Raw genomic sequence first — 26,785 nt, 5'->3', positions numbered from 1 at the left:
GGTCCGGCGGTGAGGCGTCTCGCCCGGTAAGCCCGCGGGGCGCGCGGTGTTCCGGTCCGGTCCCATCGGCCGCAGTCGTGAGTCCGGCGCGGGTCTGGCGCGGGTCCGTTCCGGGGACGCCTGCGACGCTTCGCCGGGGCTGGATCCGGCCGAGAACAGAACATATAGTGAACACAGGGTGAGCGCCGCGCGGGGCGGCCGAGGAGGAGCGAGGGATGGCCAAGTACCGGTTCCACTGCACCAACGGCCTCGAATGCGTGTTCGACGCCCGCGGCACCGAGGTCCGCGCGACGGCGCGCCTCGTCGACCGCGCCCGCAAGGTCGCCTCCGACGTGCGGCGCTCGCTGGCCAACCGCACCGACTGGGCCGAGTGGCGGGTGAGCGTGCACGACCTCTCGGGCCGGCGGGTTCTGGTGCAGCCCTTCGTGCAGCCCTTCGAGAAGGCGTCGGGTCGCGCCAGGGCGGCCTGAATGGCGACGCCGATCAGGACGGTCGCGCAGGGGTCCGGTGCGGCGGCCGCGGAGCCGGATCAGACGATCCGCCCCCTGAGCCTGTCCGAGTTCATCGGTCAGCGCGCGGCGCGGGCGAACATGCAGGTGTTCATCGAGGCGGCGAGGAAGACCGGGCAGGCGCTCGACCACGTGCTGTTCGTCGGGCCGCCGGGCCTGGGCAAGACCACGCTCGCTCAGATCGTGGCGCGCGAACTCGGCGTGAACTTCCGCTCGACCTCCGGGCCGGTCATCGCCAAGGCCGGGGATCTGGCCGCCCAGCTCACCAACCTGGAGGAGCGCGACGTCCTGTTCATCGACGAGATCCACCGGCTCAACCCGGCGGTCGAGGAGATCCTCTACCCGGCCATGGAGGATTACCAGCTCGACCTGATCATCGGCGAGGGCCCGGCGGCGCGCTCGGTCAAGATCGAGCTGCCGAAGTTCACGCTGGTCGGCGCCACGACGCGGGCGGGGCTGCTGACGACGCCGCTGCGCGACCGGTTCGGCATCCCGATCCGGCTGGAGTTCTACGAGATCGACGAGCTGGAGCAGATCGTGGCGCGCGGCGCGCGGGTGCTGGGCCTGGGCATGTCGGCGGAGGGCGCCAACGAGATCGCCCGTCGGGCGCGGGGCACGCCGCGGATCGCGGGGCGGCTTCTGCGGCGGGTGCGGGACTTCGCGGTGGTGGCGGAGGCCGAGACGGTGACGCGGGCGATCGCCGACCGGGCGCTGCAGCTCTTGGACGTGGACGGGGCGGGTCTCGACGTGATGGACCGCAAGTACCTGAGCCTGATCGCGCGCGCGTTCGGGGGCGGGCCCGTGGGGATCGAGACGATCGGGGCGGCGCTGTCGGAGCCGCGGGACGCGATCGAGGACATCATCGAGCCCTACCTGATCCAGCGCGGCTTCGTGCAGCGCACACCCCGCGGACGCGTCCTCACCCGACACGCCTACCGGCATCTCGGCCTGCCGGAGCCGGAGCCGGCCCCGGTCGCCGCCTGAGCGCCGGCCGAATTGCCGGATCCCGTCACGGGCCCTAGCTTCCCTCGGCACAGCGGAGGCGCCCGCGATGATCGATCTCTACGCCTGGAACACCCCCAACGGCCGGAAGATCAGCGTGGCGCTGGAGGAGATGGCGCTGCCCTACCGGGTCATCCCGGTCGACATCACGCAAGGGGCGCAGCACGCGCCGGACTTCCTGGCGATCAGCCCGAACAACCGCATCCCCGCCATCGTCGATCCGGACGGGCCGGACGGGTCCCCGATCCCGGTGTTCGAGTCCGGCGCGATCCTGCTCTACCTCGCCGAGAAGACCGGCCGCTTCCTGCCCGAGGACCGGCGGCAGCGCGTCGCCGCCCTGGAATGGCTGATGTGGCAGATGGGCGGCTTCGGGCCGATGCCCGGCCAGGTCCACCACTTCCTGTCCGTCGCGGAGGCCGACCGCGCCTACGGGCTCGCCCGCTACAGCAAGGAGACGCACCGGCTCTACGGCGTGCTGGACCGGCGCCTCGCGCAGGTCGCGTACGTCGCGGGGCCGCTCTCGGTGGCGGATTTCGCGATCCTCGGCTGGGCGTGGCGCCACGAGCGCCACCAGGTCGACCTCGCCGACTACCCGCAGGTCCGGCGCTGGTACGACCGGATGATGGAGCGCCCCGCCGTGCAGCGGGGCTTCGCCGTCCCGCTGAGCTGAGGCGGGGCGCCCCCTGGTCCGGCGCTTGCGACGCCGGGATCCACCGTTCGGGGAGTGACGATGAGGCGACGCACCTTCCTGGCCGCTGGGGCCGCGGCCCTGGCGGCCCCCTCCGTCGGGCGGGCGCAGGGCGCCCGGGTCCTGCGCATGGTCCCCCAGGCGAACGTCACCTCCATCGATCCGATCTGGACGACGGCGATCGTGACCCGCAACCACGCCTACGTGGTCTACGACACGCTGTTCGGCCTCGACGCCGACCTGCGGCCGCAGCCGCAGATGGCGGCCGGCCTCAAGGTCGAGCAGGACGGGCGCCGGGTGACGATCCCCCTGCGCGCGGGCCTGCGCTTCCACGACGGCACGCCGGTCCTGGCGCGGGACTGCGTCGCCAGCATCCGGCGCTGGGCGGCCCGCAACGGCTTCGGCCAGACCCTGATGGCCGCCACCGACGAGCTCGCCCACGACGGCGACACCGACATCGTGTTCCGGCTGAAGGCACCGTTCCCGCTCCTGCCGCAGGCGCTGGCGAGCGTCAGCCAGCCGGCCTTCGTCATGCCCGAGCGGGTCGCCCAGACCGACCCGTACAAGCAGATCACCGACGCCACCGGCTCCGGGCCGTTCCGCTGGAAGGCCGACGAGTTCAACTCGGGCAGCCTGATGGTCTACGAGCGCCACCCCGGCTACGTGCCGGCGCCCGGCACACCGAGCCTGACGGCCGGCGGCAAGGTCGCCCATTTCGACCGGATCGAGTGGCGGATCATCGCCGACGGCGCCACCGCGGCGGCGGCCCTGCAGAACGGCGAGATCGACTGGTACGAGCAGCCGCCGCCCGAGCTCCAGCAGCTGCTCGCCCGCAACCGCGACATCGTGGTGGAGGGCCTCGACCGGCTCACCAACCCGGCGATCCTGCGGATGAACCACCTGCAGCCGCCCTTCGACGACGTCGCGGTGCGCCGGGCGGTGCTGCCGGCGATCGTCCAGAGCGACTTCATGGCGGCGATCGTCGGCGACGATCCCGGGGCCTACGACGACCGCTGCGGGATCTTCACGCCCGGCACACCGATGGCGAGCCAGGTCGGCCTGGAGGCGCTCACCGGGCCGCGCAGCCTGGAGGCGGCCCGCGCGGCGCTCAGGGACTCGGGCTACGACGGCGCGAAGATCCGGCTCATCGGCCCCACGGACCTGCTGGCGCCCGCGGCGCTGACCCAGGTCGCGGCCGACCTGCTCCCCCGGATCGGCTTCAACGTCGACCTGGCCCTGAGCGACTGGGGCACGGTGATCCAGCGGCGCGTCTCCCGCGAGCCCGTCGAGAAGGGCGGCTGGTCGGTGCTGCTCACCACCTTCTCGTCCTTCGACAACGCCGACCCCGCCGCCCTGCAGCCGCTCCGGGCCAGCGGGCCGAACGCGTGGTTCGGCTGGCCGTCGGTGCCGCGGCTGGAGGCGCTCCGGACCGCGTGGTTCGCGGCCCCCGACGCGGAGGCGCGCCGGGCGATCTGCGCCGACATGCAGCGGATCGCCCTCGAGGAGGTCGTGTTCGTGCCGGTCGGCTCCTACCGTTCGATGACGTCCTACCGGCGCGACCTCACGGGCCGCCTCCCGGGCTTCCCGATCCTCTGGAACCTCCGGCGCGCCTGAGGCGGCTCCGCCTCGCGCCGGTGCCGCCTCAGGCCCTCCGGCGCACCGTGCCGGCCTCTGCCTCTGCCTCTGCCGCTACCTTCGCTTCCGCCGCGCCCTCGCGCTCCAGCCGCTCCAGCAGGTCGCCGAGGGGCATCGGGCGGCCGATGTGGTAGCCCTGGGCGTAGCGGCTGCCGTGCCGCCGCGCCACGTCGAGCTGCGCCTCCGTCTCGATCCCCTCGACGATCCCGTCGAGGCCGAGGTTGCGGCACAGGTCCAGGATCGTGGAGACGAGGCTGCAGCCCCGGTCGGTGTCGATGTCGGCCATGAAGCCGCGGTCGATCTTGATCTTGTCCAGCGGCAGGCGGTGGACGTAGCCCAGGCTGGAATAGCCGGTCCCGAAATCGTCGAGCGCGATCTTGATGCCCAGGCTGCGCAGGGTGGTGATGGCCGCCTTGGCGTGGTCGAAGTCGCGCATCAGGGCGGTCTCGGTCAGCTCGAGCGTCAGGCGGCGCGGGTCGATGCCGCTGCCCCGCACCGCCGCCAGGATCGACAGGACGGTCTCGGGCGAGGCGAGGTCGTGGGCGGACAGGTTGAAGGACAGGCCGGTCCCGGGCGGGAGCTGCGCGCAGTCGGCGAGCGCCTTGCGCAGGAGCAGCAGCGTCACCGTGTGGATCATGCCGCCGCGCTCGGCGGCCGCGATGAACCGGTCCGGCGCGACGCGGCCCAGCGTCGGGCTCGTCCAGCGCGCCAGACCCTCCACGAAGGCGGTCCGCCCCGTGGCGAGGTCGAGGACCGGCTGGTAGTGCAGCACCATCTCGGCGGCGAGGTCCGCCGTCCGCAAGGCCGTCTCCACCGCCTGCTCGGCGCGGATCGCGTCCTTGTGCTCCTGCGAGAACAGGGTCGTCGCGCCGCGCCGCTGCTCCTTGGAGTGGTAGAGCGCGTAATCGGCGCGGTCGAACAGGGCGTCGGCGTCGTGCGAGACCCGGCAGGGCAGGGCGAGCCCGCCCGAGCAGCCGGTGACGACCTGGATGTCGCCGATCCGGATCGGCCGCTGCAGCGCCGTGCAGACGCCGTCGCAGAAGGCGAGCGCCGCTGCGGCCGAAGCCGGCGCGCGCAGGATCACGCCGAACTCGTCGCCCCCCAGCCGCGTCACCACCACGTCCGCCCCCGCGAAGGCCGCGAGGCGCCGGCCGGCCTCCGCCAGGACGCGGTCGCCGACATTGTGCCCGTAGGTGTCGTTGATCGGCTTGAACCGGTCGAGGTCGAAGATCGCCAGGGCGAAGGCCATGTCCGCCCCGGAGGACGACCGGAGCGCCTCGTCGAGCTTCTGGAAGAAGTAGCGCCGGTTGGGGAGGCCGGTCAGGCTGTCGGTCTGGGCGAGGCGCGCGTTCTCCTCCGAGAGCCGGCTCGCCACGGCCTGGGACGCGACGAGGGCGACGAAGGCCCGGTAGTTGGTGTTGAGGATGCGGACCATCACGGCCGTGACGAAGGCCGTATTGGCCGCGATGGCGAGGAACACGTGGTTCCCGCTCGTCACGCAGCAGAACAGGAACACGCCCATGACGATGCCGGTGACCAGGAAGGCCGCCAGCGGCAGGTAGGTCAGGCAGAAGATGCAGGCGATCACCGTGACGGCCACGAAGATCGCGACGTGGCCCTGCTCGTAGGGGCCGCCGAACGTGTTCAGGACCATCGCCCAGATCACGAAGGCGACGGAGAAGAAGACCGTGAGCACCGTCGTCCGCCGCAGGTGGCGGGCGGCCTGCGCCTCGTCCAGGGCCTCGGGCCTCAAGCGCCACCAGTGGATCGCGCGCAGGAGGCACAGCGCGATCACGGTCCCCGGGATGCCGAGGGTCAGGTAGGCGGGCGCCAGACCGTAATGCGTCACCGCGAGGGCGCCGGCATTGACCGAGAGCAGTCCGTAGAGGGACGGGATATGCTTCTGCAGTTCCGCGAGCTGACGCATGGCCGTCAGACCCGGGGCGGATGCGGTCGACCTCCCGATCAATATCGAGAAAGGATATTTCGGACGGTTCATCGAAGCTGCGTCTGAGAGATTGCCGTATTATTATACTCCTAACATTAAAGAGATATTTAAGCCGCGAGCTGTCGCGGCGGTCGTCCACGGCTCTATTCCCCGCGCCGGACCGGCGCATCGCGGCGCTCGGGAGACAATCCACCGGGCGGCCGAGCCGACGATTTACCGATTCCGTCCCAAGTTGAGCGGGAAGTGCCCCGGTTCGACTTGTATCGAGGATCGTACAATTGCCTCGCTGCTCCATCTACTCTTCCAGGGACTGGTGGATGGGGGTCGGCCGACCGCCTCGCGTGCCGTCGGCGCCGATTGCCCGGACAGGACATCCCGGCGATGATCGTCGTCGCGGCCGCGGCCGCGGGGCTCAGGAGAGGCCGATGAGAATCCGTGTCCACGTCGCCCGGCTGGCGATCCTCGTCGGCGGGCTGCTCGTGGCCGCCGCGCCCGCGCAGGCCGAGACGATCGACGTGACCTTCGCCTGTCCGAACGGTCGGACGCTGGCCGTCACCTTCCTGAACGCCGCGGGGCCGGAGCGGGCGGTTGTCCGGCCGGACAACGGCGCCGCCGTCACCCTGCCGGTGCAGCTGAGCGGGTCGGGGTTCCGCTACGCCGACGCCACGCACGAGCTGCGGGGCAAGGGGCGGTCGGTCACGTGGACCGACGGCGCCGGCACGCCGGTCACCTGCACCGACCGGACGCCGGCCGACGCCAAGCCGCGCTAGGCTGCTCGGGGCGCGTGCCGGACCCTGGCCCGGCAGCGCCGGACCCGCTAGGAACCGCCCGTCCCGGAGATTGAGGCGTCGGCGTCCCGCCGCGCGTCGCCCGCGACGCGGAGACGTTCCTTGCCCGCGCCCGCGCCCCCGTCGCGCTTCGACGCCGTCCTCCTCGACCTCGACGGCACCCTCGTCGACAGCCTGGCCGATCTCCGGACGGCCCTGAACGCCACCCTGGCGCGGGAGGGCCTGCCGCCGGTCGGGACCGCCGCGATGCGGGCCATGGTGGGCGACGGCGCGGTGGCGCTGCTGCGGCGCGCCCTGCGGGCCTCGGGCGGCGATCCGGAGCGGGCGCCGGACCTGCTGCCGGCCTTCCTGGCCGTGTACGAGCCGCTCGCGGCCGCCGGTACCGCCCTGTTCCCCAACGCCGCCGCGGCGGTCCGCGACCTCCGGGCGGCGGGCTACGCGCTGGCGATCGTCACCAACAAGCCGGCCCGCGCCACCGGCCTGATCCTCGACGCGGTGGGGCTGGCGCCGCTGATCGACACGGTCGTGGGCGGCGACACGCTGCCCGAGCGCAAGCCCGATCCCGCGCCGCTGCGGGAGGCCCTGCGTCGCCTGCGGGTCGAGCCCGGGCGGGCCGTCATGGTCGGCGACATGCACCACGATATCGCGGCCGCCCGCGCCGCCGGCACCGCCGCCATCCTGGCCCGCTACGGCTACGGGCGCCCGGACGACGCGCGGACCGCCGACGCCGTCCTCGACGACATCGGCGGCCTGCGGGCGATGATCGGGGCGCTGCCCGCGGGCGGCACCCCGGCCTCCTAGGGGACTCCTAGCGGCTTGCCGCGAGGTCGAGGCGGGCGGGGGCGCCCGGCGCCCGGGCCTGCCGCTCGAGGACGGCGCGGGCGCTGTCGGCGAGGACGAGCCACGCGCCGGCCATGAGGGTGACGTCCTTGAGGACGAGGCGCCCGGCACCCGAGAGGTAGGGGAAGCCGTGCTCGGCGTCGCCGAGCGCGGCGACCCAGGCCTCGGGGGTGGTCACGAGGAACGACAGGGTCACCACCGGGGTGAGGAAGGCCAGCACCGCGCCGGCCAGACCCAGCCGCCGCGACGCCAGCCCGACGAGGACGAGCAGGCCGATCAGCAGCTCGACCGTGCCGAGTCCGCGGGAGAACGCGTAGGTGTGGTTGGCCGTCTGCCACGCGCGGGCGGCGAGGTTGAGCTCGCCCTCGTGGGTGAGGTGCTGCGCGTACTGGTCGGGGTGGGCGTAGAAGAACGCCATCACCGGGCTGTTGGCGACGAAGGGCGTGATGCTGTCGGCCTCGTAGGGCACGAACTTGAGCGCGCCGATCCAGAGGAAGATGACCGCGATGGCGACCCGCATGGCCTGGAGGCCGAGGCGGTTCGAGCCCGGCCCGGAGACGAGGCCGAGGACGCGGCGAACCTGCGTGTTCATGGCACGATTCCTTGCTCAATCGGATGGGGGGAGGGGCTACGCCTCGGCGGAGGCCGCGAAGGCGTCGAGCGCGCGGGTCGCGTAGACGACCGCGGCACCGGCATTGAGGCTGGTGGCGACCCCGAGGGCCTCGGCCAGCTCGGCCTCGGTGGCGCCGAGCTTGCGGGCGGCGTCGGTGTGGACCGTGATACAGCCGTCGCAGCGCAGGGAGATCGCCACCGCCACCGCGATCAGCTCACGGGTCTTGGCGTCGAGCTGGCCGGTCTTCTGGCCCGCCGTGCTGAGGGTGCCGTAGCCCCGCACCGTGTCGGGGCTGAGCTTGGCGAAGTGTCCGACGCCGGCGGTGACCTGCTGGCGGTAGCTGTTCCAATCGATCATGTGCATGACGACCTCCTTCGTGATGACGAGGAAGGTAGTCGGGGCCGGCCGCGCCCTCGATGACCGCGCGGCGCAGGCCGATGACCGGGCGGATCAAACCGCCTGCGGGGGCGCCTCGGCCTGCCGCGCCTGTCCGGGGCGGATCCCGTACTTGCGCAGGAACGCCCGGCTGAGGGCGGGCGCGGACTGGTAGCCGACCTCCGCGGCGAGACGGTCCAGCGGGACCGTCTCGGTGCGCAGGCGGTGATGGGCGAGCCCGAGCCGCAGGTCGGTGAGGAATTCCAGCGGGGCGACGCCCGCCGCCCCACGGAAGGCGCGCACGAGGCTCGCCCGCGACGCGGCGGCCGTCGCGGCCAGTTCGTCCAGCGTCCAGGGATGCACCGGGTCGCGCACCATCGCGAGCACCGCCCGGGCGGTGAGCGGCTGCCCCAGGAGGCGCAGCAGGCCCTCGGCCGGGGCCGACGCCTCGAGATGCGCGCGGAGCATCATCATGAACAGCGCGCTCGCGAGGTTCTCGGCGACCGCGACCGACCCGGCGCGGAGGTCGTTCAGCTCCTCGCGGATGCCCGCCAGGAGCGGCGCGAAGCGGGTGGCCAGGGGCTCGGTGCCGACGCTCAGGACGAGGAGGTCGGGCAGGGCGGTCACGATCAGGGTCTGGGGCGCCGCCTCGAAGGCCAGGCGGCCGCAGATCAGCTCGACGTCCGGCTCGGCCCCGACGGTGGTCTTGAACCGCAGATCGTGCGCGTGGCGGACCGCGACGGGCAGGGGCGTCGACGGCGGCGGCCCCGCGCCGTGGAACAGGTGCGCGTCGCCGCGCGGCAGGAGCAGGATGTCCCCGGCCGCGACCTGCAGCGGCGCACCCCCAGGCCGCCGCAGCGTGGCGCGGCCGCGCGTCACGAGGTGGAAATAGGCCTGCCGCGTCGGCTCCGGCGCGTGCGGGGCGGCCCAGGCGCCGCCGAACCGGCAGACGTCGTCCAGGTGCGGCCGCACGCGCAGCAGCGGCGCGAGGCCGCTCAGCGGATCGTCGATTCCGGCGGTTCCGTGTGCGTCCGCGCGGCGCCCGATCGGTCCGGCCATGCTCCCCGCGCTCCGGAATGCCCTCCGGGCCCGGCATAAGGGCGCGCGGCGGCCCCGACCAGGGGGTGTTCGTCCGCCGCGCCGGTTCAGCCCGCCGCGATGGCCTTCTCGACGAAGGCGGTCACGCCGGCGATGTAGCGCTGGATCGGGATCCCGCGCTTCCGGTGCTTGGCCCGCTTCACGTACCAGTCCTGCAGGAGCGGCTTGATCAGCGCGGCGGTGAGGTCGACGTCGGCGACCGCGAAGACGCCCGCCGCCGCGCCGCGGGCGAGGACTTCGGCGAAGATGCGCTCCGTGGCGGCCTCGCTCTCCGTCGCCATCGTCCGGGCGGGGGCCGGGAAGCCCTTCGCCTCCATGAAGGCGAAGACGAACCAGGGCTGCATCGCCTCGGTCAGGCGGATATGGGTCTCGATCAGCCAGCGCAGATGCGCGGCCGGATCCGCCGCGAGCCCCGCCGGGGCCTGCCGCAGGACCGCCTCGGCCGTCTCGGCCACCTCGGTGAGGATCATGACCAGCAGCGTGTTCTTGTTGTCGAAGTACGAGTAGAGCCCGCCCATGCTGAGCCCCGAGGCCCGGGCGAGGTCGCGCAGGCTCGTCTCGTGGAAGCCCTGCCGGCTCGACAGCTTCAGCACCGCCTCGATGATCCGCGCGAGGTTGGCGACGGCGACATGGTCCTTCCGGACGCTGATCCGGTCCCGGTGCCGCGCCAGGATCCGCGCGCAGATCGCCTCGGTGGCGTAGGCGTCCTTCACCGGAAGGTGTGCCGGAAAGTTCGCCGGAAGAGCGTCTGCGGGGCTCATCGATCCATCGTCGCGCCGTCGTCGTTTCGTCGTCGCGCCAGCCCGCGGTGGCCACGACCGGGAGCGGCTCCCGAGGTCTAGCCCGTTGCCAGGCGCGAATCCAGGCGATAAAAAGCGAGCGCTCGCTCGATTTTCGTCGTCGGCACCGACCCAGGAGGTGGGCCCGTGGATTTCACCATCTCCCCGCGCGTCGAGGATTACCGCGCCCGGATCGCGGCCTTCGTGGACGCGCACATCTTGCCGCTCGAGGCCGATCCGGCCGCCTATGACGGCCACGGCAACATCAGCCTCGCCGAGCTGACGCGGCTGCGCGGCCTCGCCCGCGCAGAGGGCCTGTGGTGCCTGCAATTGCGGCCCGAGACCGGCGGCGCCGGGCTCGACAAGGTCGGCATGGCGGTCTGCTACGAGGCCATGAACCGCTCGATCTTCGGCCCGGTCGTGTTCAACTCGGCCGCGCCCGACGACGGCAACATGATGGTGCTGGAGAAGGTCGCGACCCCGGACCAGAAGGCGCGCTGGCTCGCGCCGATCGTGGAGGGGCGGGTCCGCTCGGCCTTCGCCATGACCGAGCCGCATCCCGGCGGCGGCTCCGATCCCGGCATGATCCAGACCCGGGCCGAGCGGCGGGGCGACGGCTACGTGGTCACCGGCCGCAAGTGGTACATCACCGGCGCCGAGGAGGCCGAGCACTTCATCCTGATGGCGCGCACCTCCGACGACGCGCGGAAAGGGCTGACCGCCTTCCTGTTCCACAGGGACCAGCCCGGCTGGCGGATCCTGCGCCGCATCCCGATCATGGGGCCGGAGGAGCACGGCGGCCATTGCGAGCTGCTGTTCGAGGGCCTGGAGATCCCGGCCGAGAACGTCCTGATGAACGAGGGCGACGGCCTGAAGCTCACCCAGATCCGCCTCGGGCCGGCGCGGCTGACCCACTGCATGCGCTGGCTCGGCCTGTCGAAGCGCTGCGTCGAGATCGCCCGGGCCTACGCGGCCGAGCGGCACGGCTTCGGGATCCGGCTGGCCGACCGGGAGAGCATTCAGCTGATGCTGGGCGACCTCGCGATGCGGATCGAGATCGGCCGCCTCCTGGTGATGAAGGCTGCCTGGGCCCTCGACCGGGGCAGCTTCGCCCGCAAGGAGGTGTCGATGGCCAAGGTCCACGTGGCCAACCTCCTGCACGCGGCCGCCGACACGGCGATCCAGATCAACGGCGCGCGGGGCTACTCCACCGACACGCCCCTCGAGTGGATCTACCGCTACGCCCGGCAGGCGCGCCTCGTGGACGGGGCCGACGAGGTCCACAAGATGGTCCTGAACCGCAATCTCGAGGCCGAGGGCGACGCCTTCTGGTCGTGGGACGTCGGGGCCTGAGCGTCGGGGCCTGAGCGGGGCCGACACCGTCCGCCCGCCGCGCGGGGCGCGTCGGCAGGCCGAGCCAGACAGGGAAGCCGAGAGGAAGCCGAGAGTATGACCGAGGTCGTGATCACAGGCGCGGTGCGCACCGCGATCGGCACGTTCGGCGGCGCGCTGGCCGGCACGCCGCCCTCCGTCCTCGCCGCAAGCTGCGTCGCGGAGGCGCTGCGCCGCGCCGGGACCGCGCCCGAGACGGTCGGGCACGTGGTCCTCGGCAACGTCATCCCGACCGAGCCCCGGGACGCCTACATCGCCCGCGTCGCGGCGATGGAGGGCGGGATTCCCGCGGAGGTGCCGGCCATGACGGTCAACCGCCTCTGCGGCAGCGGCCTGCAGGCGATCGTCTCGGCCGCGCAGTCCATCCTGCTCGGCGACGCCGAGACGGCCGTGGCCGGCGGCGCCGAGAGCATGAGCCGCGCCCCCCACCTGCTGACCACCGGGCGGACCGGGTCGCGCATGGGCGACGCCGTGCTGGTCGACTACATGCTCGGCGCGCTGACCGACCCGTTCGGCAACGGCCACATGGGCGTCACCGCCGAGAACGTGGCCGCGCGCTACGCCGTCCCCCGCGACGCGCAGGACGCCTTCGCGGCCGAGAGCCAGGCCCGCGCCGCGCGGGCGATCCGCGAGGGCCGGTTCCGGGAGCAGATCCTGCCGATCGAGGTCCAGCGCAAGCGCGAGACGGTGGCCTTCGACACCGACGAGCACCCGAAGGCCACGACCGCCGAGGACCTCGCCAAGCTGCGCCCGGCCTTCTCCAAGACCGGCAGCGTCACGGCCGGCAACGCCTCGGGGCTGAACGACGGCGCGGCGGCCCTCGTCCTGTCAAGCGCCGCGCGGGCCGCGCGCGACGGCGCGACGCCGCTCGCCCGCATCGTCGGCTACGCCCACGCCGGCGTGGACCCGTCCGAGATGGGCATGGGCCCGGTGCCGGCGGTGCGGCGGCTGCTGGAGCGGACCGGCCTGCGGGCGGCGGATTTCGCCGTCGTCGAGTCGAACGAGGCCTTCGCGGCGCAGGCCTGCGCGGTCTCCCGCGCCCTCGACCTCGATCCCGACAGGGTCAACCCGAACGGCGGCGCCATCGCCCTCGGCCACCCGATCGGCGCCACGGGGGCGATCATCACCGTCAAGGCCCTCTACGAGCTGGCCCGGACCGGCGGCCGCTACGGGCTCGTGACCATGTGCATCGGCGGCGGCCAGGGGATCGCCATGGCCCTCGAGCGCGTCCCGTGACGCGGCCCTGAGGCACCATGCTGGACGTGGATCAGAGGACGGCGCTCTGCGCCTGGATCGGCCGGACCCTGGAGGCCGGGTCGGTCGCGCTCGACGACGCCCGGCCGCTGACCGGCGGCTCGATCCAGGAGAACTGGATGCTGTCGTGCCGGGTCGACGGCGCGCCCCGGAGCTTCGTCCTGCGCAAGGACGCGGCCGCCACCATCGCGTCGAGCCGCTCGCGGGCGGAGGAGTTCCGGATCCTGCGCGCCGCCTTCGCGGCCGGCGTGCGGGTGCCGGAGCCGGTCGGATTCTGCGCGGATCCGGGGGTGGTCGGGGCGCCCTTCGCGCTGATGGGCCTCGTCTCCGGGATCGGGCTGGGGCCGCGGGTGGTCAAGGACACGAGCCTCGGCGGCGACCGCGCGGCCTTGGCCGAGCGGCTCGGCCGCGAGCTCGCCCGGACGCACGGCATCCTGCCGGCGGCCGGCCCGGGCACCGCCCCGGCGGACGACCTCGCCTTCCTCGGCGCGCCCGAGCCGGAGCCGGCCCTGGCCGAGATCCGCGCGCTCCGGGCGAGTCTCGACGGGATCGGCGCCGCGCGCCCGGCCCTCGAATGGGGCCTGCGCTGGGCCGAGCTCCACGCGCCGCCCTGTCCCCGGCCGGTCCTGGTCCACCGCGACTTCCGCACCGGCAACTACATGGTCGATGCCGAGGGCCTGACGGCGATCCTCGACTGGGAATTCGCCGGCTGGGGCGACCCGGTCCAGGATATCGGCTGGTTCTGCGCCGCCTGCTGGCGCTTCGGCCGGCCCGACCTGGAGGCCGGCGGCATCGCCCCGCGGGCCGCCTTCTACCGCGGCTACGAGGCCGAGAGCGGGCGCGCGATCGAGCCGGAGGCGGTGCGCTACTGGGAGGTCATGGCGCATCTGCGCTGGGCGGTGATCGCCCTGGAGCAGGGCCACCGCCACGTCTCCGGTCAGGAGACGTCGCTGGAGCTGGCGCTGACCGGCCGGATGGTGCCCGAACTCGAGGCCGCGATCCTGCGCGAGACCGCGCCCGAGCGGTGGGGAGCCCGATGAGCGAATCCTTCCTGGACGCGCCCGCGGGCGCCGCCCTCCTGTCGGTCGCCCGGCAGAGCCTCCTCGACGAGGTCGCGCCGGCCCTGTCGGGGCGCCAGCGCTACGTCCTGCTGATGGCCGCCAACGCGATGGGCGTGGTCATGCGGGAGATCGCGCAGGCCGGCGCGGCGGCCGGGGCCTGGGAGCGGGCGCTGGGCGGCGCCGGATCGCCGGCCGAGCTGGTCGCGGCGCTCCGCGCCGGCCGGCGCGACGGGGACGCGGCGCTCCACGCCGCGCTCGTCGAGACGACACGGATCGCCGCCGGCATCTGGAAGGCCCCGGGCTAGCGATCCCGGGCTCCGGATCCGGGCGTCAGTAGGTGCGGCCGGTGCCCCGGCGCCGGTCGTAGCGGCGCCCGAGATAGGCGATGAGCTTCGGCACGATGAAGGCCGTCAGGAGCTTGCGCAGCATCGGTAAACCCTCCGTCAGCGGGTGCGGCGGACGAGCCATCCCGCCGCGAAAGCGACGGCGGCCAGGCCCAGCAGGGTGTTGGTGCGGTTGGCGTCGGCCGTGCGGATCGCCTGCCGGCCGTAATCGGCGCCGCGGCGGCGCGCGTCCCGGGCGCGGTCCCGGCCCTCGTCGATCAGGTGGTCGGCCCGCCTCCGGGCGGCCTCGGCCAGATGGCGGCTGTCCTCCGCCAGGTCCTCCGCGAGGTCCTCGGCGCGGTCGCGGGCGCGGCCGTAGGCGTACTGCGCGCCGCCGGCCACCTGATTGACGGCGCCGCGCACTTGGCGGGCCGGGTCACCGGTCAGGCCGCCCAGGGCGGTCTGGGCGCGGCCCTTGAGGTGGCGGGACGCGCCGCGGATCTGGTCGCGGTTCATGCAGCTCTCCTGGTGTCGGGGAATGGAGCCCCGCCTCGGCGGGGGCGGCGGCGCCGGGGAGCCGGCGCCGCGGGACGGATCAGTGCTTGCCGGTGATCTTGTCGGCGACGGACTTGGCGCCGTCCTTGACGTCGCCGACGGTCTTCTGCGCCTCGCCCTTCAGCTCCTGCGCCTTGCCCTCGGCCACCAGCTTGTCGTTGCCCGTCGCCTTGCCGGCCGCCTGCTTGACGTTGCCCACCGCCTCGTTGGCCAGGCCCTTGATCTTGTCGGTCGTGCTGCTCATCGCGTGTGCTCCTGCTTCGCTGGTGAGGCCGGTCTCCCCGGCCGGTGGTGGCCCCCGCGATCGACGCGGGGGCCGGTGAAGGTGTCAGAGGGAGGTGTCAGACGCGCCGGGTCTCGTAGGCGCCGAGCAGGGTCGCGGGCTTGGGCGCGCCCATCCGGCCGCCGACATACGCCGCCAGCGCACCCAGGATCAGCGCCAGCGCGGCGTAGAACGCGCCCTGCGTGGCCGCCGACTTCGCCGTCACGGCAGCGGCCTCGGCCTTCTGCTTGGCGCTGGCCACCGCCTGCTCGTACTGCTTCTGGTAGTCGTCGATCTGCGCCTTGGCCTGATCCGGCGTGATGCCCTGCGCCTTGGCCAGGGCGTCGGCGGCGCGGGTCTTGGCCTGCTCCTTCTGGGCCGGGTCACCGGTCAGGACCGCCTTCACCGCCGCCACGGCCGCGTCCTTGGCGGCCTGCGGGTCCTGGCCGGCGGCCTGCTGGCGGACCTTGTCCTCGATGCCGTCGAGCGGGTTCGAGATCTTCGACAGCGACGGCGCCGCCGCCTGGGCGGCGGTCTGCACCGTGCCGCCGACGAGGTTGCCGGCGCCGCCGAGCGCGCTCGAGACGGTGCCGAGCGTGCCGCCGACCAGGCCGCTGGCGGCCGAGGTCAGCATGTACAGCACCACCAGGGTGGTGACCGCCCAGGAGACCAGCCCGTGCAGGGCGGCCGCACCCGGAAGGGCCTTGCCCGAGAGCCGCCCGGCAATGAGGCCGCCGGCCAGCGAGGCGACGAGGCCCGAGGCGACGAACCACGCGCCCGCACCCATCGAGACGGTGGAGGCGGAGGGATTGTCGGCGGCGGTCGTGCCGACCGAGGCCAGCCCGACGCCGACGCCGACGAGGTTGATGATCACCTGGGTGACCAGCGCGGTCACGGCGCCGGCGAAGATGGCGCCCCAGGAGACTTGGTTGAGCAGGACGGCGCGCGTGTCGGCGTGCGCGTCCGGCGCGAAGGGCGTTGCAACGGTCTGGATGGTGGTCACGCTGTCACTCCGGTGGTGGATCGCTGAAATTCGTGGGGCCGCCGGCCCGGACGGCCCAGGGGCGGCCGGGACGCGGCTCAGTCGCGGCGGGCGCTGACGAGCAGGCCGAGGCCGAAGCCCGCGATGCCGGCGATGAGCAGGGCGGCGAGCGGGTACTCGGCGACCTGCTGGCCGACCTCGCGGGTGCCGCGGCGCAGGGCGTGGCTGCCGCGCGCGTAGGCGTCCTCGGCGTAGTCGTACGCCTCCTCGGCGGCGTGGCGGACGCCGCGCTCGGCGCGGGCGTACTGGTCCTGCGCGGCGCCCTGGGCGCGGCGGGCGCGGGCCTCGACGTCGTCGGCCCCGAGATCGTCGACGGCGTCGCGAACCCGACCACCGAAGTCGCGGGCCGCGTCGGCCACGTGGTCGGCCGCGTCGCGCACGGTGTCCTTGGCCTGGCCGTAGAGGGTCTCGGCCTGTCCGGCGGCCTCGCGGGCGCGGCCCTCGACCGAGTCCCGCCGCGAGCCGGTCAGGTCGCCGAACGCGCCCTGCACCTTGCCGCCGAGTTCCCGGGCCGCGCCCGTGATCCGATTGGTATCGACCATGTCGTTCTCCTTCGTCGTCGCGTCGGCGACCGCCTCCGCGATCGCGCTCGTGGTGGGGGCGCCTCACCGTGAGGCGCCGGGTGACGTCCGTCAGCGCGGGCCGGAGCCCGCGGGCCCGGAGCCGGCCTTCGATCCGGGCGCGTCGCGCTTCTGGCGCCGGCCCTCGGTCTCCGTCCGGGCATCGCCGGTCAGCTTGCCGATGGCCTCCTTCACCGAGCCCTTGAGGTGCTCGGCGGACGGTGTCTTCCTGTCTTCGGTCATGGGCGCCTCGTCATGCGTGAGAAAACCCTTGCCGAGCGGAAGATGTACGCCGGGCGCGCCGGATCAATGGTTTAGTTGTACCAGTATGGCGGTATTCATCCGTCAGAGATGTTCAGGGGAAAGCCGTTCTCGCGCCCCCAAACGACTGCCTCGCTGCGCTTGTGGATGCCGATCTTGCGGTACAGGGCGGCGCCGTGATTGCGCACCGTGTTGCGCGACAGCCCGAGCTTGCGCGCGATCGCGTCGTCGCCGAGCCCCGCGCAGATCAGGTTGAGGATCTGGCGCTCGCGAACGGTCAGGCTCGGCGCCGCCGCGTCGCCGCCCTCCCGGGCCGGCCGGCGCAGGTTCGCCAGCTTCTCGATCAGCCCGCGGCTGAACCACGACGTGTCGGCCATCACCGTCTCGATCGCGTCGAACAGCTCCCGCTCCGAGTGCTTGCGCGCGGTGATGTCCTGCAGCACCAGCAGAACGAAGGCCGTCTCGTTGATCTCGACCCGCTCGGCCGAGACCAGGCAGTCGAGGTTCGCGCCGCTCTCGTGGCGCAGGCACACCTCGAGACCCAGCACGTAGCCCTGCCGCTCCAGGGCGGCCTCGACCTGCAGGCGCTGCTTCTCGGCGACCCACAGGCCGGCCTCCTCCAGCGAGCGGCCGACGACGCGGTCCCCGCCCAGGCCGAAGACCCGGCTGAACGCCTCGTTCACGCCCGTGACTTGGCCGTCCTCGGCCCGCACCAGCACGGTCGGGATCGGCGTCATCCGGAACGCCTTGGCGAAGCGCTCCTCGCTCTGGCGCAGGGCGGCCTCGGCCTTCCGGCGCAGTTCCAGGTCCGCGAAGGTGAACAGCATGCAGGGCTCGTCGCCCATCTCGATCGGCTGCCCGGCGACGATCACGAAGCGGCTCCCGCCGTCGGGCAGGTCGAGGCAGGCCTCCATCTGCGGGATCGTGCCGCCCGCGTTGAGCCGCGCGACGGCGAGGTCGCGGTTGCGCGCGCCGGCCAGGACGTCGACCTCGTAGACGCTGCGGCCGATGACGGCGTCGCGGGTGTGGCCGGTCATCTCCAGGAAGCCGTGATTGACCTTGACGTGGCGCAGGTCGGACAGCCGCGTGATCACGGCCGGGGCCGGGTTGGCGTTGAAGGTGCGCTCGAACCGTTCCTCGGCCTCGAACTGGTCGGAGACGTCCTTCAGGATCAGCGCGAGGCAGCTCGGGTTGCCGTCGCGGTCCGTGGCCACGAGGCTGCGCAGCGAGTGCACGAAGTCCATGTCGGGCTTGTCGGCCCGCCGCACCTCGACCACCACGTCGTGGAAGCGCTCGCCGGCGATCACGCGCTCGATCGGGTACTGGTTGGGCGTGATATGGTTGCGGTATCGGAGGCAGAAGCGGTCGCGATAGGCGTCGACGGTTGGGCCGAGCTCGTCGAGGCTCTCGGCACCGTGCATCGCCAGGGCGGCCGCGTTGGCGTAGGCGATGGTCTGGTCGGGCTCGACCAGGATCACGCCCTCGCTCAGGCCGGCGATGATCTGCCGGAGCTCATGCCTGTCGACGCCCGCCGTCACAGCTTCTGCACCCCTTCACGCGGTCACTGCCCTGTCGGCAGCGGGGCACAAACGGGTTGCGCACAAGCCGGTTCCCTCATCTAAGTTATTTTCCTGGTATACGCGCACCATTGACGCGGGCGTTTTGAGCCAAAGATAAATGCTCGCAACGCCGCGACGCCGTTCCCGCGCGCTCTCGGCCCCCCTTCCCAGAAGACGTGGCCATGCCGACCGTGCAGGATATTGACCGACTAGTGCGGGGGACCGCGGAACACGGGGACGTGATCTCCGCCCCGGGTGCGACATCATGTACGAGTCGGCGCGAGAATTTTCCAGAAGTTGCAGAACTTGAGGAAAATTCGCGTCTAAGACGCCTGCTCGACCGCCTGTCGGAGGCCGCGGACGCCGCGGAGGCCGAGGGGCAGGTCCCGGTCGGCTTCGGGGCGGCGCTGGTCGACGCCGTGCCGGACCTGCGCCGCCGCGCGCTGATGCTGACCCGCGACGCCATCGCGGGCGATGTCCAGGGGGACGACCTCGTCCGGCTCACCCTCCTGAAGGCCTGGGAGCGCCGGGCGGCGTTCCGGCCTGGAACCGGGATGCCCGCATGGCTCGACACGTTCCTGCGCAGCCGCCCCGCGGGCGGCCGCGCCGGGCCGACCGGCCTGTCGCGGAACGGCGTGTCTGCCGGGATGGCCCGCTGAGACATGTCGGCGCGTGGCATCCCGCGGAGCCGGTGAGAAACACGGCGTACTGGTAAAAATATCTCATTCCCACGAATGTGTTAGGCCCCATATCGCGGTCGTGGAACGCGCCGTGCGCCGTCGGGCGCCGCCGGGTTCCGCGCCCCTTTCCCGAGGTTGTGCCGGGCGGATGGCCCTCTTGTCCGGCACGGCCGCGAGGCCGGGCGCCCGCGCCGCTCCCGGCGCGCGTCCGGCCCGTTGCCCTTTCACCCCGTGCTCCGGCTCCCGACGCTCCGTCGTGCGACCGCACCGACTGACGGTCCGCCCGCGCGCCGTGCCGCGCGACGGATCCCCCCGGCACGGAGGAATCCCATCCGAGATCCGAGACCATCACTGAGGAGACGATGACCCGACTTCGCGCCGCACGGCTCGCGCCCGCCCTGATCCTGACCGCCTGCACGACCGTCTGCGCCGCGACGGGAGCCTCCGCGGCCAACCGGTTCGACGGGTCATGGTCGGTCATCGCCACCGCGGAGAGCGGGAGCTGCACGGGGCCCTACAGCTATCCCATCGTGATCCGGGACGGGACCGTGGACGACGTCGGCGGCAACGGCGTCGACGCCTCCGGCCGGGCAGGGCCGGACGGCCGGATCACCGGCACGATCCGCAAGGGGCTGGCCAGCGTCTCGGTCACGGGCCGCCTGCGCGGGTCCGCCGGGACCGGCCGCTGGACGCTGTCCGGGCTCGGTGCCTGCGCGGGGCGCTGGACGGCCCGCCGCACCGGCTAGGGAGAGCGGGCGGTCGGCCTCTTTCCGGCCCCTTTCCGGCCGAGGCGCGGCGGTCACACGGTCAGGACGGCCCAGCCGTGGGCCGGAAGGGTCACGCGGGCGCCGGTGCTGCCGGCCTCGGCGAGATCGCCGGTGCCGGCCTCGATCGCCCGGGCTTCCGGCACCGGCAGCGTCGCGTCCGCGTCGGCGAGGTTCAGGGCCGTCAGCACCCGCGCGCTCCCGTCGCCCAGCGCGAGCACGATCTGCGCGTTGGCGAGGTGCAGCGCCCGCGCCCGCGCGCGGTGGAGTCCGGCGTGGCGCCGCCGGAGGGCGATCAGGTCCCGGTGCAGCCGGTAGATCGGCCAGCCGTAGGGAGCGAGATCCGCGGGCGTCGGCGGGAAGGCCGGCCGGATAGCGTCGTCGCCGCCGACCCGCTCCTCCTTCACGCCGCGGAAGGCCTGCTCGTCGCCGGCATAGATCGAGGGCGTCCCGCCGCAGGTCAGCAGGATCGCCAGCGCGTGCGGCAGGTGCCGCTCGTCGGTGAGCCGGCTCGCGATGCGCGTCACGTCGTGGTTGCCCACGAAGGTCAGGGGCGCGAACCTGTCGAGAAGGCCGTTGTGCCGGTCCAGGGCGTGGGCCAGCTCGAACAGGTTGCGATCGTTGAGGGCGCTCCAGATCGCCTTCCAGAGCTCGTACTGGGTCACCGAATCCATGCCGGTGTCCTGCACGATGCGGGCGTAGTCGCCGTGGATCACCTCGCCGACGATGTAGGCCTCCGGATGCGCGAGGCGGACCTGCCGCAGCACGCGCGCCCAGAAGCGCGGCGGCACCGCGTAGGCCGCGTCCAGCCGCCAGCCGTCGGCGCCCCGGGCGAGCCAGTGGCCCATGACGGCGGCGACGTGGTCAGCGACGCGCGGGTCGTCGTGGTTGAGCGTGACGAGCTGCCGGTGTCCCTCGAAGCAGGCGTAGTCCGGCTCGATGCCCGGGCCGGAGCCCCGCGGCCAGGACAGCCGGAACCAGCCGGCCCGCTCGGATTCGGGCCCGTGCCGCAGGACGTCCTGGAAGGCCGGGTGCGCCCGCCCGACATGGTTGAACACGCCGTCGAGCAGGACGCGGAGGCCGCGGGCCCGGGCCGCCGCGACCAGGGCGTCGAAATCGGCCTCGTCGCCGAGGCGCGGGTCGATGCGGAAATGGTCGATCGTGTCGTAGCCGTGCGTGGAGGCCGCGAAGATCGGCCCGAGCGCCAGCCCGGACGCGCCGAGCTCGACCGCGTAGTCGAGCCAGCCGTGCAGGTGGGCGAGGCGGTGCGTGACCGGTGCGGCCGGATCGGCTTCGTCGGGGGCTCCGACGAAGCCGAGGGGAAAGACCTGCCACCAGACTGCCTGTTCGATCCAGGACGCCACGCGACCTCCTCCGTCTCCGATCGGGACCGAACCCTGCCGCGCCGCGATGGTTGCAGGCTCGCCGCCGGCCCGGACGCGGCCTCGGCTCGCGGCGGGGGATCCCCGGGCAGCCCGGACCAAGATCTGGGGCGGGGCGCGGTCACGGGTCGGGATGTGGGATCGGGCAGGTGGCGCGGGGCGGGAAGAGATCTCCGCGGACCGGCGCTAAGTCCCGGCCGCGCCAGCGCTATCGCTGCGGAACCGGGACGCTGTCTTGTCACCAGGAAAGCCTGGTGGAGCTGAGGGGACGGTAACCCCGCCCGGTGCCAACCCCCTGTCGCGCCTCAACATGTTGGCTGCTCTCGACTTTCTGGGATGAAAACGGGGATGAATCGGGGATTTATAGGCATGGAACTCGGATCTAACCCACTGGCCACGCGGACGTGACCTGACTGGCTGGCTTTGGACCGGGCTGATCGAGAGGATCAGCCAGAGCCAGAGTAGTGAGCCATTTGGCGAGCTCAGGAATCGAGCGCGGAATGGGGTGTTCTGAAGCTGCGGCAGATCGAGGTGCAACCGGCGCAGGGCAAAAGCTTGGCGCTGGCTTGCAAGGAGACAGGATCTCCGAGCAGAGCTGTTTTCGCTGGCACAAGGAGTACGGCGGCCTCCAACGTCGATCAGGCGCGGAAGATGAAGGATCTGAAGCGCGAGAACGCTCGGTTGCGGCGGCTTGCGGCGGATCCGTCCCTGGAAACGCAGGTTCTGGCGTCGCCTCGGGAAACGTGTAGCCCCCAAGCGCCGCCGGCAGGCAATTGCGGGCATCCGGGAGAGGTACGGCCTCTCGGAACGCCACGTCTGCCGGATCGTCGGTCTGCACCGCAACACGCATCGCTATGTGCCCTCCGTGTTGGCCGACATTCGAGACAGCGTCCGGCGCGTCAAAGAGGCGTTGGAGCAGCAGCGGGGTGTGATTGAGCGCGCCATTGATGCAGCGTTAGACCGGTCGCCTGCATGGCGCAGGAAGGTGACCCTTGTGACCTCTGTGCCTGGTATTGGACCGACGATCGCACGAACCCTGATCGCAGAGCTGCCCGAGTTTGGGGGCCTTGACCGAAAGCAAGTCGCCGCGTTTGTCGGCCTGGCCCCTTGGATGCGGCAATCCGGTCAGTGGCGCGGCAGTAGCTTTATCGCGGGCGGTCGCGCGCCTGTCCGCACGGCGCTGTTCATGGGGGCCATGGTAGCCAGCCGTCACCACGCCACGCTGAAAACCTTCCGTGGTCGGCTCATCGCAGCCGGCAAGCTTAGGCTCGTCGCCCTGATTGCCACCCCTCGAAAGCTGATCACGATCCTCAACGCCATCTCGAGAGACGGAACGCCATGGCAAACCGCTTGACTGGCAAGACAGTCGCTCAATCGGCTCGGTCCAAAATACCGATCAGGTCAAATCTTAAACGGAGCAGTTGAGCGCCGGCTTCGTCGTTTTTATAAATAGATTTGTCAGGTCGCGGGTGTTTTACTGCGTTCGATTGCGACGAGGCCTGGCATCCAAGCAGATCCGATCGGTCGATCGACTCTGCTTTGTCCCCGTTCCGACTCTGCGCCGGGACAGGATGCCGAACCATCGTGCCACTAGGGCCGCGATGTGGGCCCACAGCACGTCAGGTCAAGTCCAGGCAGCGAGACCGGCCGGCGCTGAAGGTGCTACGACGCTGGCAGACGGAATATCTTGTCACGCCGGCAGGTCGACACTGAACCGGCTCGATCGGGGCGGGGCGACTGTGAAATACGATTACGACGCGTTCGCGACCTACGCGACGGATCCCGACCGCGACCTGGTCCGTGCCGCAGAGGTCTTCGTCGAGGGGTTCCACCGACGTCGCACGCTACCCAGCAAACTTCGGCATAAGCTCGAGCTCTGCGTGGACGGCAGGGACTTCAAGATCCCGCGCCGGAGCCGCGCGGCCGGTGGCCCGGAGGATGTCGCGGACATCATCGAGGGCTATCTCGGAAGGAGCCGGGCTCTCATCGTGTTCTGCGGCCCTCTGTCGAGGTTCCACCCCTGGATCAACCATGAGGTCGGTTGGTGGGTGAAGAACCGGCCGGGCGCGCCCGTGTACTTCGCCCTGACGCACGGCCGGAAGACGACGCTCGGCGAGGTGATGCCGCCGGCCCTGCTGGCGCGGGGCGGCGGCGAAACCGCGATCTACATCGACCTGAGGGGCTGGTATCAGGACCGCGTGCTGACGTCCGCGATCCGGGCGACGGGCGCGTCGCGCCGCCGCGCCGCGCTCTGGCGCTCGTTGCCGCGCTGGGACAAGGTCAGGAGCTTCAGGGAGGAGGCCGCCCGGCTGACCACCCTGCTCCTCTCGGATGTCCTGGGCGCCGACCTCAGCGTCGGCGAGGTCGAGGCGGCCTGGGAGCGCGAAGAGGCGTGGCGCAAGACCCGCACGCGCGTGATCTCGGCTGGCTTCCTCACGCTCGCGGCCGTCGGCAGCGGCGCGGTCTGGATCCAGGCGGAGGCGCGCCAAGCCGCGGATGACCGGGCCAAGGCGGAGTCCTGGCTCCAGCGATCGCGCATGCTGGTCGGCGAGGGCGCGGGCGCCCTTCCGTCGGCGTTGGCGTACGCGGCGGGCGCGCTCCAGTTGAGCCCAAGCGCGCGATCAATCGAGGCCGGCTACCTCGCCAGCGAGGGCATGGTCCCGATCGAGACGATCCTGACGCCCGGCGGCGGCGATTCCGCCTGGACGGCAAGATACCTCGGCGACACGGGATGGGTGGCAGTCGGAGGGCGAAGCAGCGTGCTGCGTCTCGTCGATCCGCGGACCGGTGACGTCCACGCCGCGCTCGACCTCAAAAGCTCGGGCATACGGTCGCTCGAGTACGACGCGTCGCGTCATATCCTCTTCGTGGGGACGGATCGGGGGCTGGTTCGTCTTTCCCTGCATACGGACGGCGGGCCGCCGCTGCTGTCGGAGACCGGGCGTGGCCTGATCGGCGACCGGGTGGACGCCCTGGCCCTCGACGCCGCCCGGGGACGCGTCCTGGCCGGCCTCAGCCAGAAGGCCGAGATCTGGGGCTTCCCCATCGCGGGCGACGCCATAGCCCCCGGGAACAAGCTCGCGCGCGTGATGGATCCTCGCTTCGCCGAGAACGGGGTCTCGGACATGCCGGCCAGCGTCTACGGACTGGCGGTGCGCGGCGGGCGGCTGGTGGCGGTCGGCATCGACGGCGTCATCTCGGTGTTCGGCCTCGCCGGGAACGAGTTGGGCCAACCGCGGCAGTCGGCACACCCGAAGCCGATCTACGGCATGGCCGTGACGGGACGGGGCGACGAGCTGGCCGTGGCGGACGCTGAAGGCGGCCTGAGCGTCTACGGGCTCGACGACCTTCGGCTTCGTCGCTCCGAGACGCGCCCGACGGCCGTCGCGAGCGTCGGGCGCGACCTCGACGGGAAGGTGGGTGCCTCGATTCCCGACTCGAGTGCCAATGTCGGCTTGGCGATCAGCGGGGACGAACGCGCGCTAGCGGTCACTAGCCATGACCGGTCGGTCCGTTTCGTCTCCTTCTCGGGCCTGGCGCCGCTCGGGACGGCCGTCCACCGCGCCGCTCCGCGGGGCGTGTTGTTCGACCCGGATGGGGAGCGGGCGCTCACGTTCTCCGATGACGGCACCATGCAGGTGGTCAGGCCCCTGGCGCAGGCGGAGGCCCTCAGGCTAGCCGGGATCGGCGGGTTCGCCGCTGGGGACGAGGGACAGTTGGTGGTCTGGCCGATGCACCGCCGAGGGAAACCGGGCTACGGGCGGAACGCGGGCGGCGTGCGGCGCACCGCCGTCTTCGCCGTCGACCCGGAGGACGGTGCCATCCCGCGCCGGATCGGGGACGTCGAGGAGGATCCCAGGGAAGCGGTCGTTCAAGGCGGCGTCACGATCGTGGCGGGTCGCATGTCAACCAAGGTGCACTTGCTCCCGTTGCGCGATCGGCTGGATGGATGCGGGCTCTTGCAGCATCCGAACTCGGAGGGGGACGTCGAGATGGTCCGGGCCCTCGTCCCGGGCCCGGGACCAGCCAACATATCCACCCACGGCGTGGCAGGCGCCTCTAAGGCGTGGTGGCTGAGCGTCTGGGATCAGAAGAGCTGCCAACCCGTCGGGCGGTGGGAGGGAACGGCGAGAGGCGCCGTCGCGGACGGCGCCTGGGCCATCGTCGACGGACCCGGATCCGTGACCGTCCGAAGCCTGGCCGCGCCGGCGCGGTCCTTGACCTTCGAGGGGGACGTGGAGGGCGTGGACCTCTCGCGTGGCGGGGCTGCGCTGGTCGTGCGCCTGCGCGGCGGAGCCGCCTGCGCCTGCACCTCCGGCGCCCGCCCGGCCAGCCGGGACACGATCGGCAGGTGCGTGGCCCGATCCACCGCATACGCATGCCACGAGGTCACCGACCGCGCACCCACGCACGGGTCCCTGACTGCGGCCCATGTCTCGCCGACGGGCCGCTCGGTGCTGATAGACATCGGTAGCCATCTCGAGATGGCCGATGCGTCGGGCCTCGGAGGGCTTCCGCGACGCGTCGGACCCGACCGCCTGCGGTCGAGCGAGCAACCGTATGCGTTCAACCGCGACGACTCGCTCCTGGCCGTGCCGGCCGGCGAGACCGGGGTGAGGGTCATCGATGTCGCAACGGGCCGGGCGATCGCCGACCTCCCGACTCCGGGCGCCGTTTCAAGTATCGCGTTCCACCGCGGAAGATCGGGAACGGAGCGGCTCGCGACCTTGGACGGCGCGATCCTCAGGCTCTGGGACTGGACCCCGGATGGGGTGCTGAGGCAGATCTGCCGCCGCTGGAACCCGCTCGTTGAGATCCGGCTAGACTCCGACGTGCCGGCTCTCCTCTCACGCGCGGAGATCTGCGGCCGCTTCGAAATTTCCGGACAATGACTCAGGCGTGGGCCTCGGTTTGGTCGAGCCGCCCGCGAACCGCAAAGATCTGCCGCCTCACGGCAGCGAAACCGGACGCCACCATCGGGGACCTCGAGGTCCGTGCGAGCGGGCGCCGGACGCAAGTCGACCCAAAGGGGACGGGCGCGTTCGAATATCCTTTCCCCGCACGTTGCGATGCTCGGCGACGGGCGCCCGATCAGGTCCGCTAGTCTCGATGCGACGCCCGCGGCGGGCGGGGCGGAAATGCAGGCGCGGCTGGGTCGCGCCGCGTTGGCACGACACGGTCCAAAACCCGCGGCCCTGGCTCCGCTGACCCTGGCCGGCAGGGCATGAACGCGCCCGGGAGATGCCGCACCGCCCGATCGCGCGCGACGCGAGGCCGGATGCTTTGCGGCGGCGGTGCTCGCATTGCCTACGATTGTTCGCCGACGGCTCGGCGCGGTGTCGATCCGGAACCAGTTCGTCCAAGCTTGTCCGCGACCTTGGCGCCGGGGACGGCCGACGCCATATGCAGATGACA

25 protein-coding genes and 1 pseudogene are annotated in these 26,785 nt (G+C 72.3%); 14 read left to right on the top strand and 12 right to left on the bottom strand.

Going from position 1 to position 26,785, the window contains the following annotated elements; genetic code table 11:
* Nucleotides 1–215 precede the first annotated feature (215 nt).
* The 4 genes from ABIC30_RS26040 to ABIC30_RS26025 all read left to right on the top strand — a co-directional run bounded on the left by ABIC30_RS26040 (nucleotide 216) and on the right by ABIC30_RS26025 (nucleotide 3,813).
* A complete protein-coding gene (locus ABIC30_RS26040; RefSeq protein ID WP_020096048.1) occupies nucleotides 216–470 on the top strand; it encodes a DUF6894 family protein in 255 nt (84 codons plus the stop codon).
* The gene (gene ruvB, locus ABIC30_RS26035; protein WP_205833905.1) at nucleotides 471–1,493 is read left to right on the top strand and encodes a Holliday junction branch migration DNA helicase RuvB; all 1,023 of its coding nucleotides are present in this window, start codon (nucleotides 471–473) and stop codon (nucleotides 1,491–1,493) included. It abuts the gene before it with no gap.
* A 67-nt stretch (nucleotides 1,494–1,560) separates the two neighbouring features.
* Complete coding sequence (locus ABIC30_RS26030) at nucleotides 1,561–2,181, top strand: glutathione S-transferase N-terminal domain-containing protein (protein ID WP_020096319.1); 621 nt, start codon at nucleotides 1,561–1,563, stop codon at nucleotides 2,179–2,181.
* Between the two features lie 60 nt (nucleotides 2,182–2,241).
* Complete coding sequence (locus ABIC30_RS26025) at nucleotides 2,242–3,813, top strand: ABC transporter substrate-binding protein (protein ID WP_020096318.1); 1,572 nt, start codon at nucleotides 2,242–2,244, stop codon at nucleotides 3,811–3,813.
* 28 nt (nucleotides 3,814–3,841) lie between these two features.
* Here the strand turns inward: ABIC30_RS26025 and ABIC30_RS26020 are convergent, their stop codons facing one another.
* The gene (locus ABIC30_RS26020; protein ID WP_020096317.1) at nucleotides 3,842–5,761 is read right to left on the bottom strand and encodes a putative bifunctional diguanylate cyclase/phosphodiesterase; all 1,920 of its coding nucleotides are present in this window, start codon (nucleotides 5,759–5,761) and stop codon (nucleotides 3,842–3,844) included.
* A gap of 446 nt (nucleotides 5,762–6,207) precedes the next feature.
* On the opposite strand from ABIC30_RS26020, the gene ABIC30_RS26015 reads away from it, so the two are divergent.
* Entirely contained in the window at nucleotides 6,208–6,552 is a 345-nt protein-coding gene (locus tag ABIC30_RS26015; protein ID WP_020096316.1) for an MliC family protein, read from the top strand.
* A gap of 120 nt (nucleotides 6,553–6,672) precedes the next feature.
* Complete coding sequence (gene gph, locus ABIC30_RS26010; RefSeq protein WP_020096315.1) at nucleotides 6,673–7,371, top strand: phosphoglycolate phosphatase; 699 nt, start codon at nucleotides 6,673–6,675, stop codon at nucleotides 7,369–7,371.
* Between the two features lie 7 nt (nucleotides 7,372–7,378).
* Here gph and rclC read toward each other — a convergent pair whose 3' ends face one another.
* From rclC to ABIC30_RS25990, 4 genes are all read right to left on the bottom strand, one after another.
* Entirely contained in the window at nucleotides 7,379–8,002 is a 624-nt protein-coding gene (gene rclC / locus ABIC30_RS26005; RefSeq protein ID WP_020096314.1) for a reactive chlorine resistance membrane protein RclC, read from the bottom strand.
* 36 nt (nucleotides 8,003–8,038) lie between these two features.
* Nucleotides 8,039–8,386 (bottom strand): carboxymuconolactone decarboxylase family protein, encoded by a 348-nt coding sequence (locus ABIC30_RS26000; protein WP_020096313.1) that lies wholly within the window; start codon nucleotides 8,384–8,386, stop codon nucleotides 8,039–8,041.
* Between the two features lie 87 nt (nucleotides 8,387–8,473).
* Nucleotides 8,474–9,457, bottom strand: coding sequence for a cupin domain-containing protein (locus ABIC30_RS25995; RefSeq protein ID WP_020096312.1), 984 nt, complete (start codon nucleotides 9,455–9,457; stop codon nucleotides 8,474–8,476).
* Nucleotides 9,458–9,543: 86 nt separating this feature from the next.
* Nucleotides 9,544–10,257, bottom strand: coding sequence for a TetR/AcrR family transcriptional regulator (locus tag ABIC30_RS25990; RefSeq protein WP_051123804.1), 714 nt, complete (start codon nucleotides 10,255–10,257; stop codon nucleotides 9,544–9,546).
* 165 nt (nucleotides 10,258–10,422) lie between these two features.
* Between ABIC30_RS25990 and ABIC30_RS25985 the strand changes: the two genes are divergently transcribed.
* The 4 genes from ABIC30_RS25985 (at nucleotide 10,423) to ABIC30_RS25970 (ending at nucleotide 14,287) form a co-directional block, all read left to right on the top strand.
* Nucleotides 10,423–11,628 carry an acyl-CoA dehydrogenase family protein gene (locus ABIC30_RS25985; protein ID WP_020096310.1) on the top strand — a complete coding sequence of 402 codons (1,206 nt, stop codon included), beginning with the start codon at nucleotides 10,423–10,425 and terminating at the stop codon, nucleotides 11,626–11,628.
* 96 nt (nucleotides 11,629–11,724) lie between these two features.
* Nucleotides 11,725–12,903: a beta-ketothiolase BktB gene (bktB, locus tag ABIC30_RS25980; RefSeq protein WP_020096309.1), complete on the top strand. Its 1,179-nt coding sequence runs from the start codon at nucleotides 11,725–11,727 to the stop codon at nucleotides 12,901–12,903.
* Between the two features lie 17 nt (nucleotides 12,904–12,920).
* On the top strand, nucleotides 12,921–13,961 hold the full coding sequence (locus ABIC30_RS25975) for a phosphotransferase family protein (protein ID WP_020096308.1): 1,041 nt from the start codon (nucleotides 12,921–12,923) through the stop codon (nucleotides 13,959–13,961).
* A complete protein-coding gene (locus ABIC30_RS25970) occupies nucleotides 13,958–14,287 on the top strand; it encodes a DUF6285 domain-containing protein (RefSeq protein WP_020096307.1) in 330 nt (109 codons plus the stop codon). The genes ABIC30_RS25975 and ABIC30_RS25970 overlap by 4 nt, the downstream gene beginning before the upstream one ends.
* Before the next feature lie 138 nt (nucleotides 14,288–14,425).
* On the opposite strand, the gene ABIC30_RS25965 is transcribed toward ABIC30_RS25970, so the two are convergent.
* The 6 genes from ABIC30_RS25965 to ABIC30_RS25940 all read right to left on the bottom strand — a co-directional run bounded on the left by ABIC30_RS25965 (nucleotide 14,426) and on the right by ABIC30_RS25940 (nucleotide 18,523).
* Nucleotides 14,426–14,821, bottom strand: a complete 396-nt coding sequence (locus ABIC30_RS25965; RefSeq protein ID WP_020096306.1) for a CsbD family protein — start codon at nucleotides 14,819–14,821, stop codon at nucleotides 14,426–14,428.
* A gap of 79 nt (nucleotides 14,822–14,900) precedes the next feature.
* Nucleotides 14,901–15,104, bottom strand: a complete 204-nt coding sequence (locus ABIC30_RS25960; protein WP_020096305.1) for a CsbD family protein — start codon at nucleotides 15,102–15,104, stop codon at nucleotides 14,901–14,903.
* A 97-nt stretch (nucleotides 15,105–15,201) separates the two neighbouring features.
* Nucleotides 15,202–16,125, bottom strand: a complete 924-nt coding sequence (locus tag ABIC30_RS25955) for a PhnA-like protein (RefSeq protein WP_354456324.1) — start codon at nucleotides 16,123–16,125, stop codon at nucleotides 15,202–15,204.
* A 77-nt stretch (nucleotides 16,126–16,202) separates the two neighbouring features.
* Nucleotides 16,203–16,706, bottom strand: coding sequence for a CsbD family protein (locus ABIC30_RS25950; protein WP_020096303.1), 504 nt, complete (start codon nucleotides 16,704–16,706; stop codon nucleotides 16,203–16,205).
* 90 nt (nucleotides 16,707–16,796) lie between these two features.
* Nucleotides 16,797–16,967 carry a CsbD family protein gene (locus ABIC30_RS25945; RefSeq protein WP_020096302.1) on the bottom strand — a complete coding sequence of 57 codons (171 nt, stop codon included), beginning with the start codon at nucleotides 16,965–16,967 and terminating at the stop codon, nucleotides 16,797–16,799.
* Nucleotides 16,968–17,062: 95 nt separating this feature from the next.
* Nucleotides 17,063–18,523, bottom strand: coding sequence for a helix-turn-helix transcriptional regulator (locus tag ABIC30_RS25940; RefSeq protein WP_205833901.1), 1,461 nt, complete (start codon nucleotides 18,521–18,523; stop codon nucleotides 17,063–17,065).
* Between the two features lie 260 nt (nucleotides 18,524–18,783).
* Here ABIC30_RS25940 and ABIC30_RS25935 point away from each other — a divergent pair, with 260 nt between their 5' ends.
* Both ABIC30_RS25935 and ABIC30_RS25930 read left to right on the top strand, forming a co-directional pair.
* A complete protein-coding gene (locus ABIC30_RS25935; RefSeq protein WP_234081646.1) occupies nucleotides 18,784–19,203 on the top strand; it encodes an RNA polymerase subunit sigma-70 in 420 nt (139 codons plus the stop codon).
* Between the two features lie 383 nt (nucleotides 19,204–19,586).
* Nucleotides 19,587–19,970 (top strand): hypothetical protein, encoded by a 384-nt coding sequence (locus tag ABIC30_RS25930; protein ID WP_020096299.1) that lies wholly within the window; start codon nucleotides 19,587–19,589, stop codon nucleotides 19,968–19,970.
* A 53-nt stretch (nucleotides 19,971–20,023) separates the two neighbouring features.
* Here the strand turns inward: ABIC30_RS25930 and ABIC30_RS25925 are convergent, their stop codons facing one another.
* Nucleotides 20,024–21,352, bottom strand: a complete 1,329-nt coding sequence (locus ABIC30_RS25925; protein WP_103985951.1) for an alpha-amylase family glycosyl hydrolase — start codon at nucleotides 21,350–21,352, stop codon at nucleotides 20,024–20,026.
* A gap of 489 nt (nucleotides 21,353–21,841) precedes the next feature.
* Between ABIC30_RS25925 and ABIC30_RS31855 the strand changes: the two are divergent.
* Together ABIC30_RS31855 and ABIC30_RS25910 are read left to right on the top strand one after the other, a co-directional pair.
* A pseudogene (locus ABIC30_RS31855) lies at nucleotides 21,842–22,724 on the top strand (transposase).
* Nucleotides 22,725–23,109: 385 nt separating this feature from the next.
* Nucleotides 23,110–26,262 carry a WD40 repeat domain-containing protein gene (locus ABIC30_RS25910; protein WP_354456321.1) on the top strand — a complete coding sequence of 1,051 codons (3,153 nt, stop codon included), beginning with the start codon at nucleotides 23,110–23,112 and terminating at the stop codon, nucleotides 26,260–26,262.
* Nucleotides 26,263–26,785: the final 523 nt, after the last annotated feature.

The organism is Methylobacterium sp. 1030 (assembly GCF_040544715.1).
In the GTDB taxonomy this organism is placed as follows: Bacteria; Pseudomonadota; Alphaproteobacteria; order Rhizobiales; family Beijerinckiaceae; genus Methylobacterium.
The sequence above is the reverse complement of the archived record's forward strand: the minus strand, read 5'-3'. Positions and strand labels throughout refer to the sequence as shown.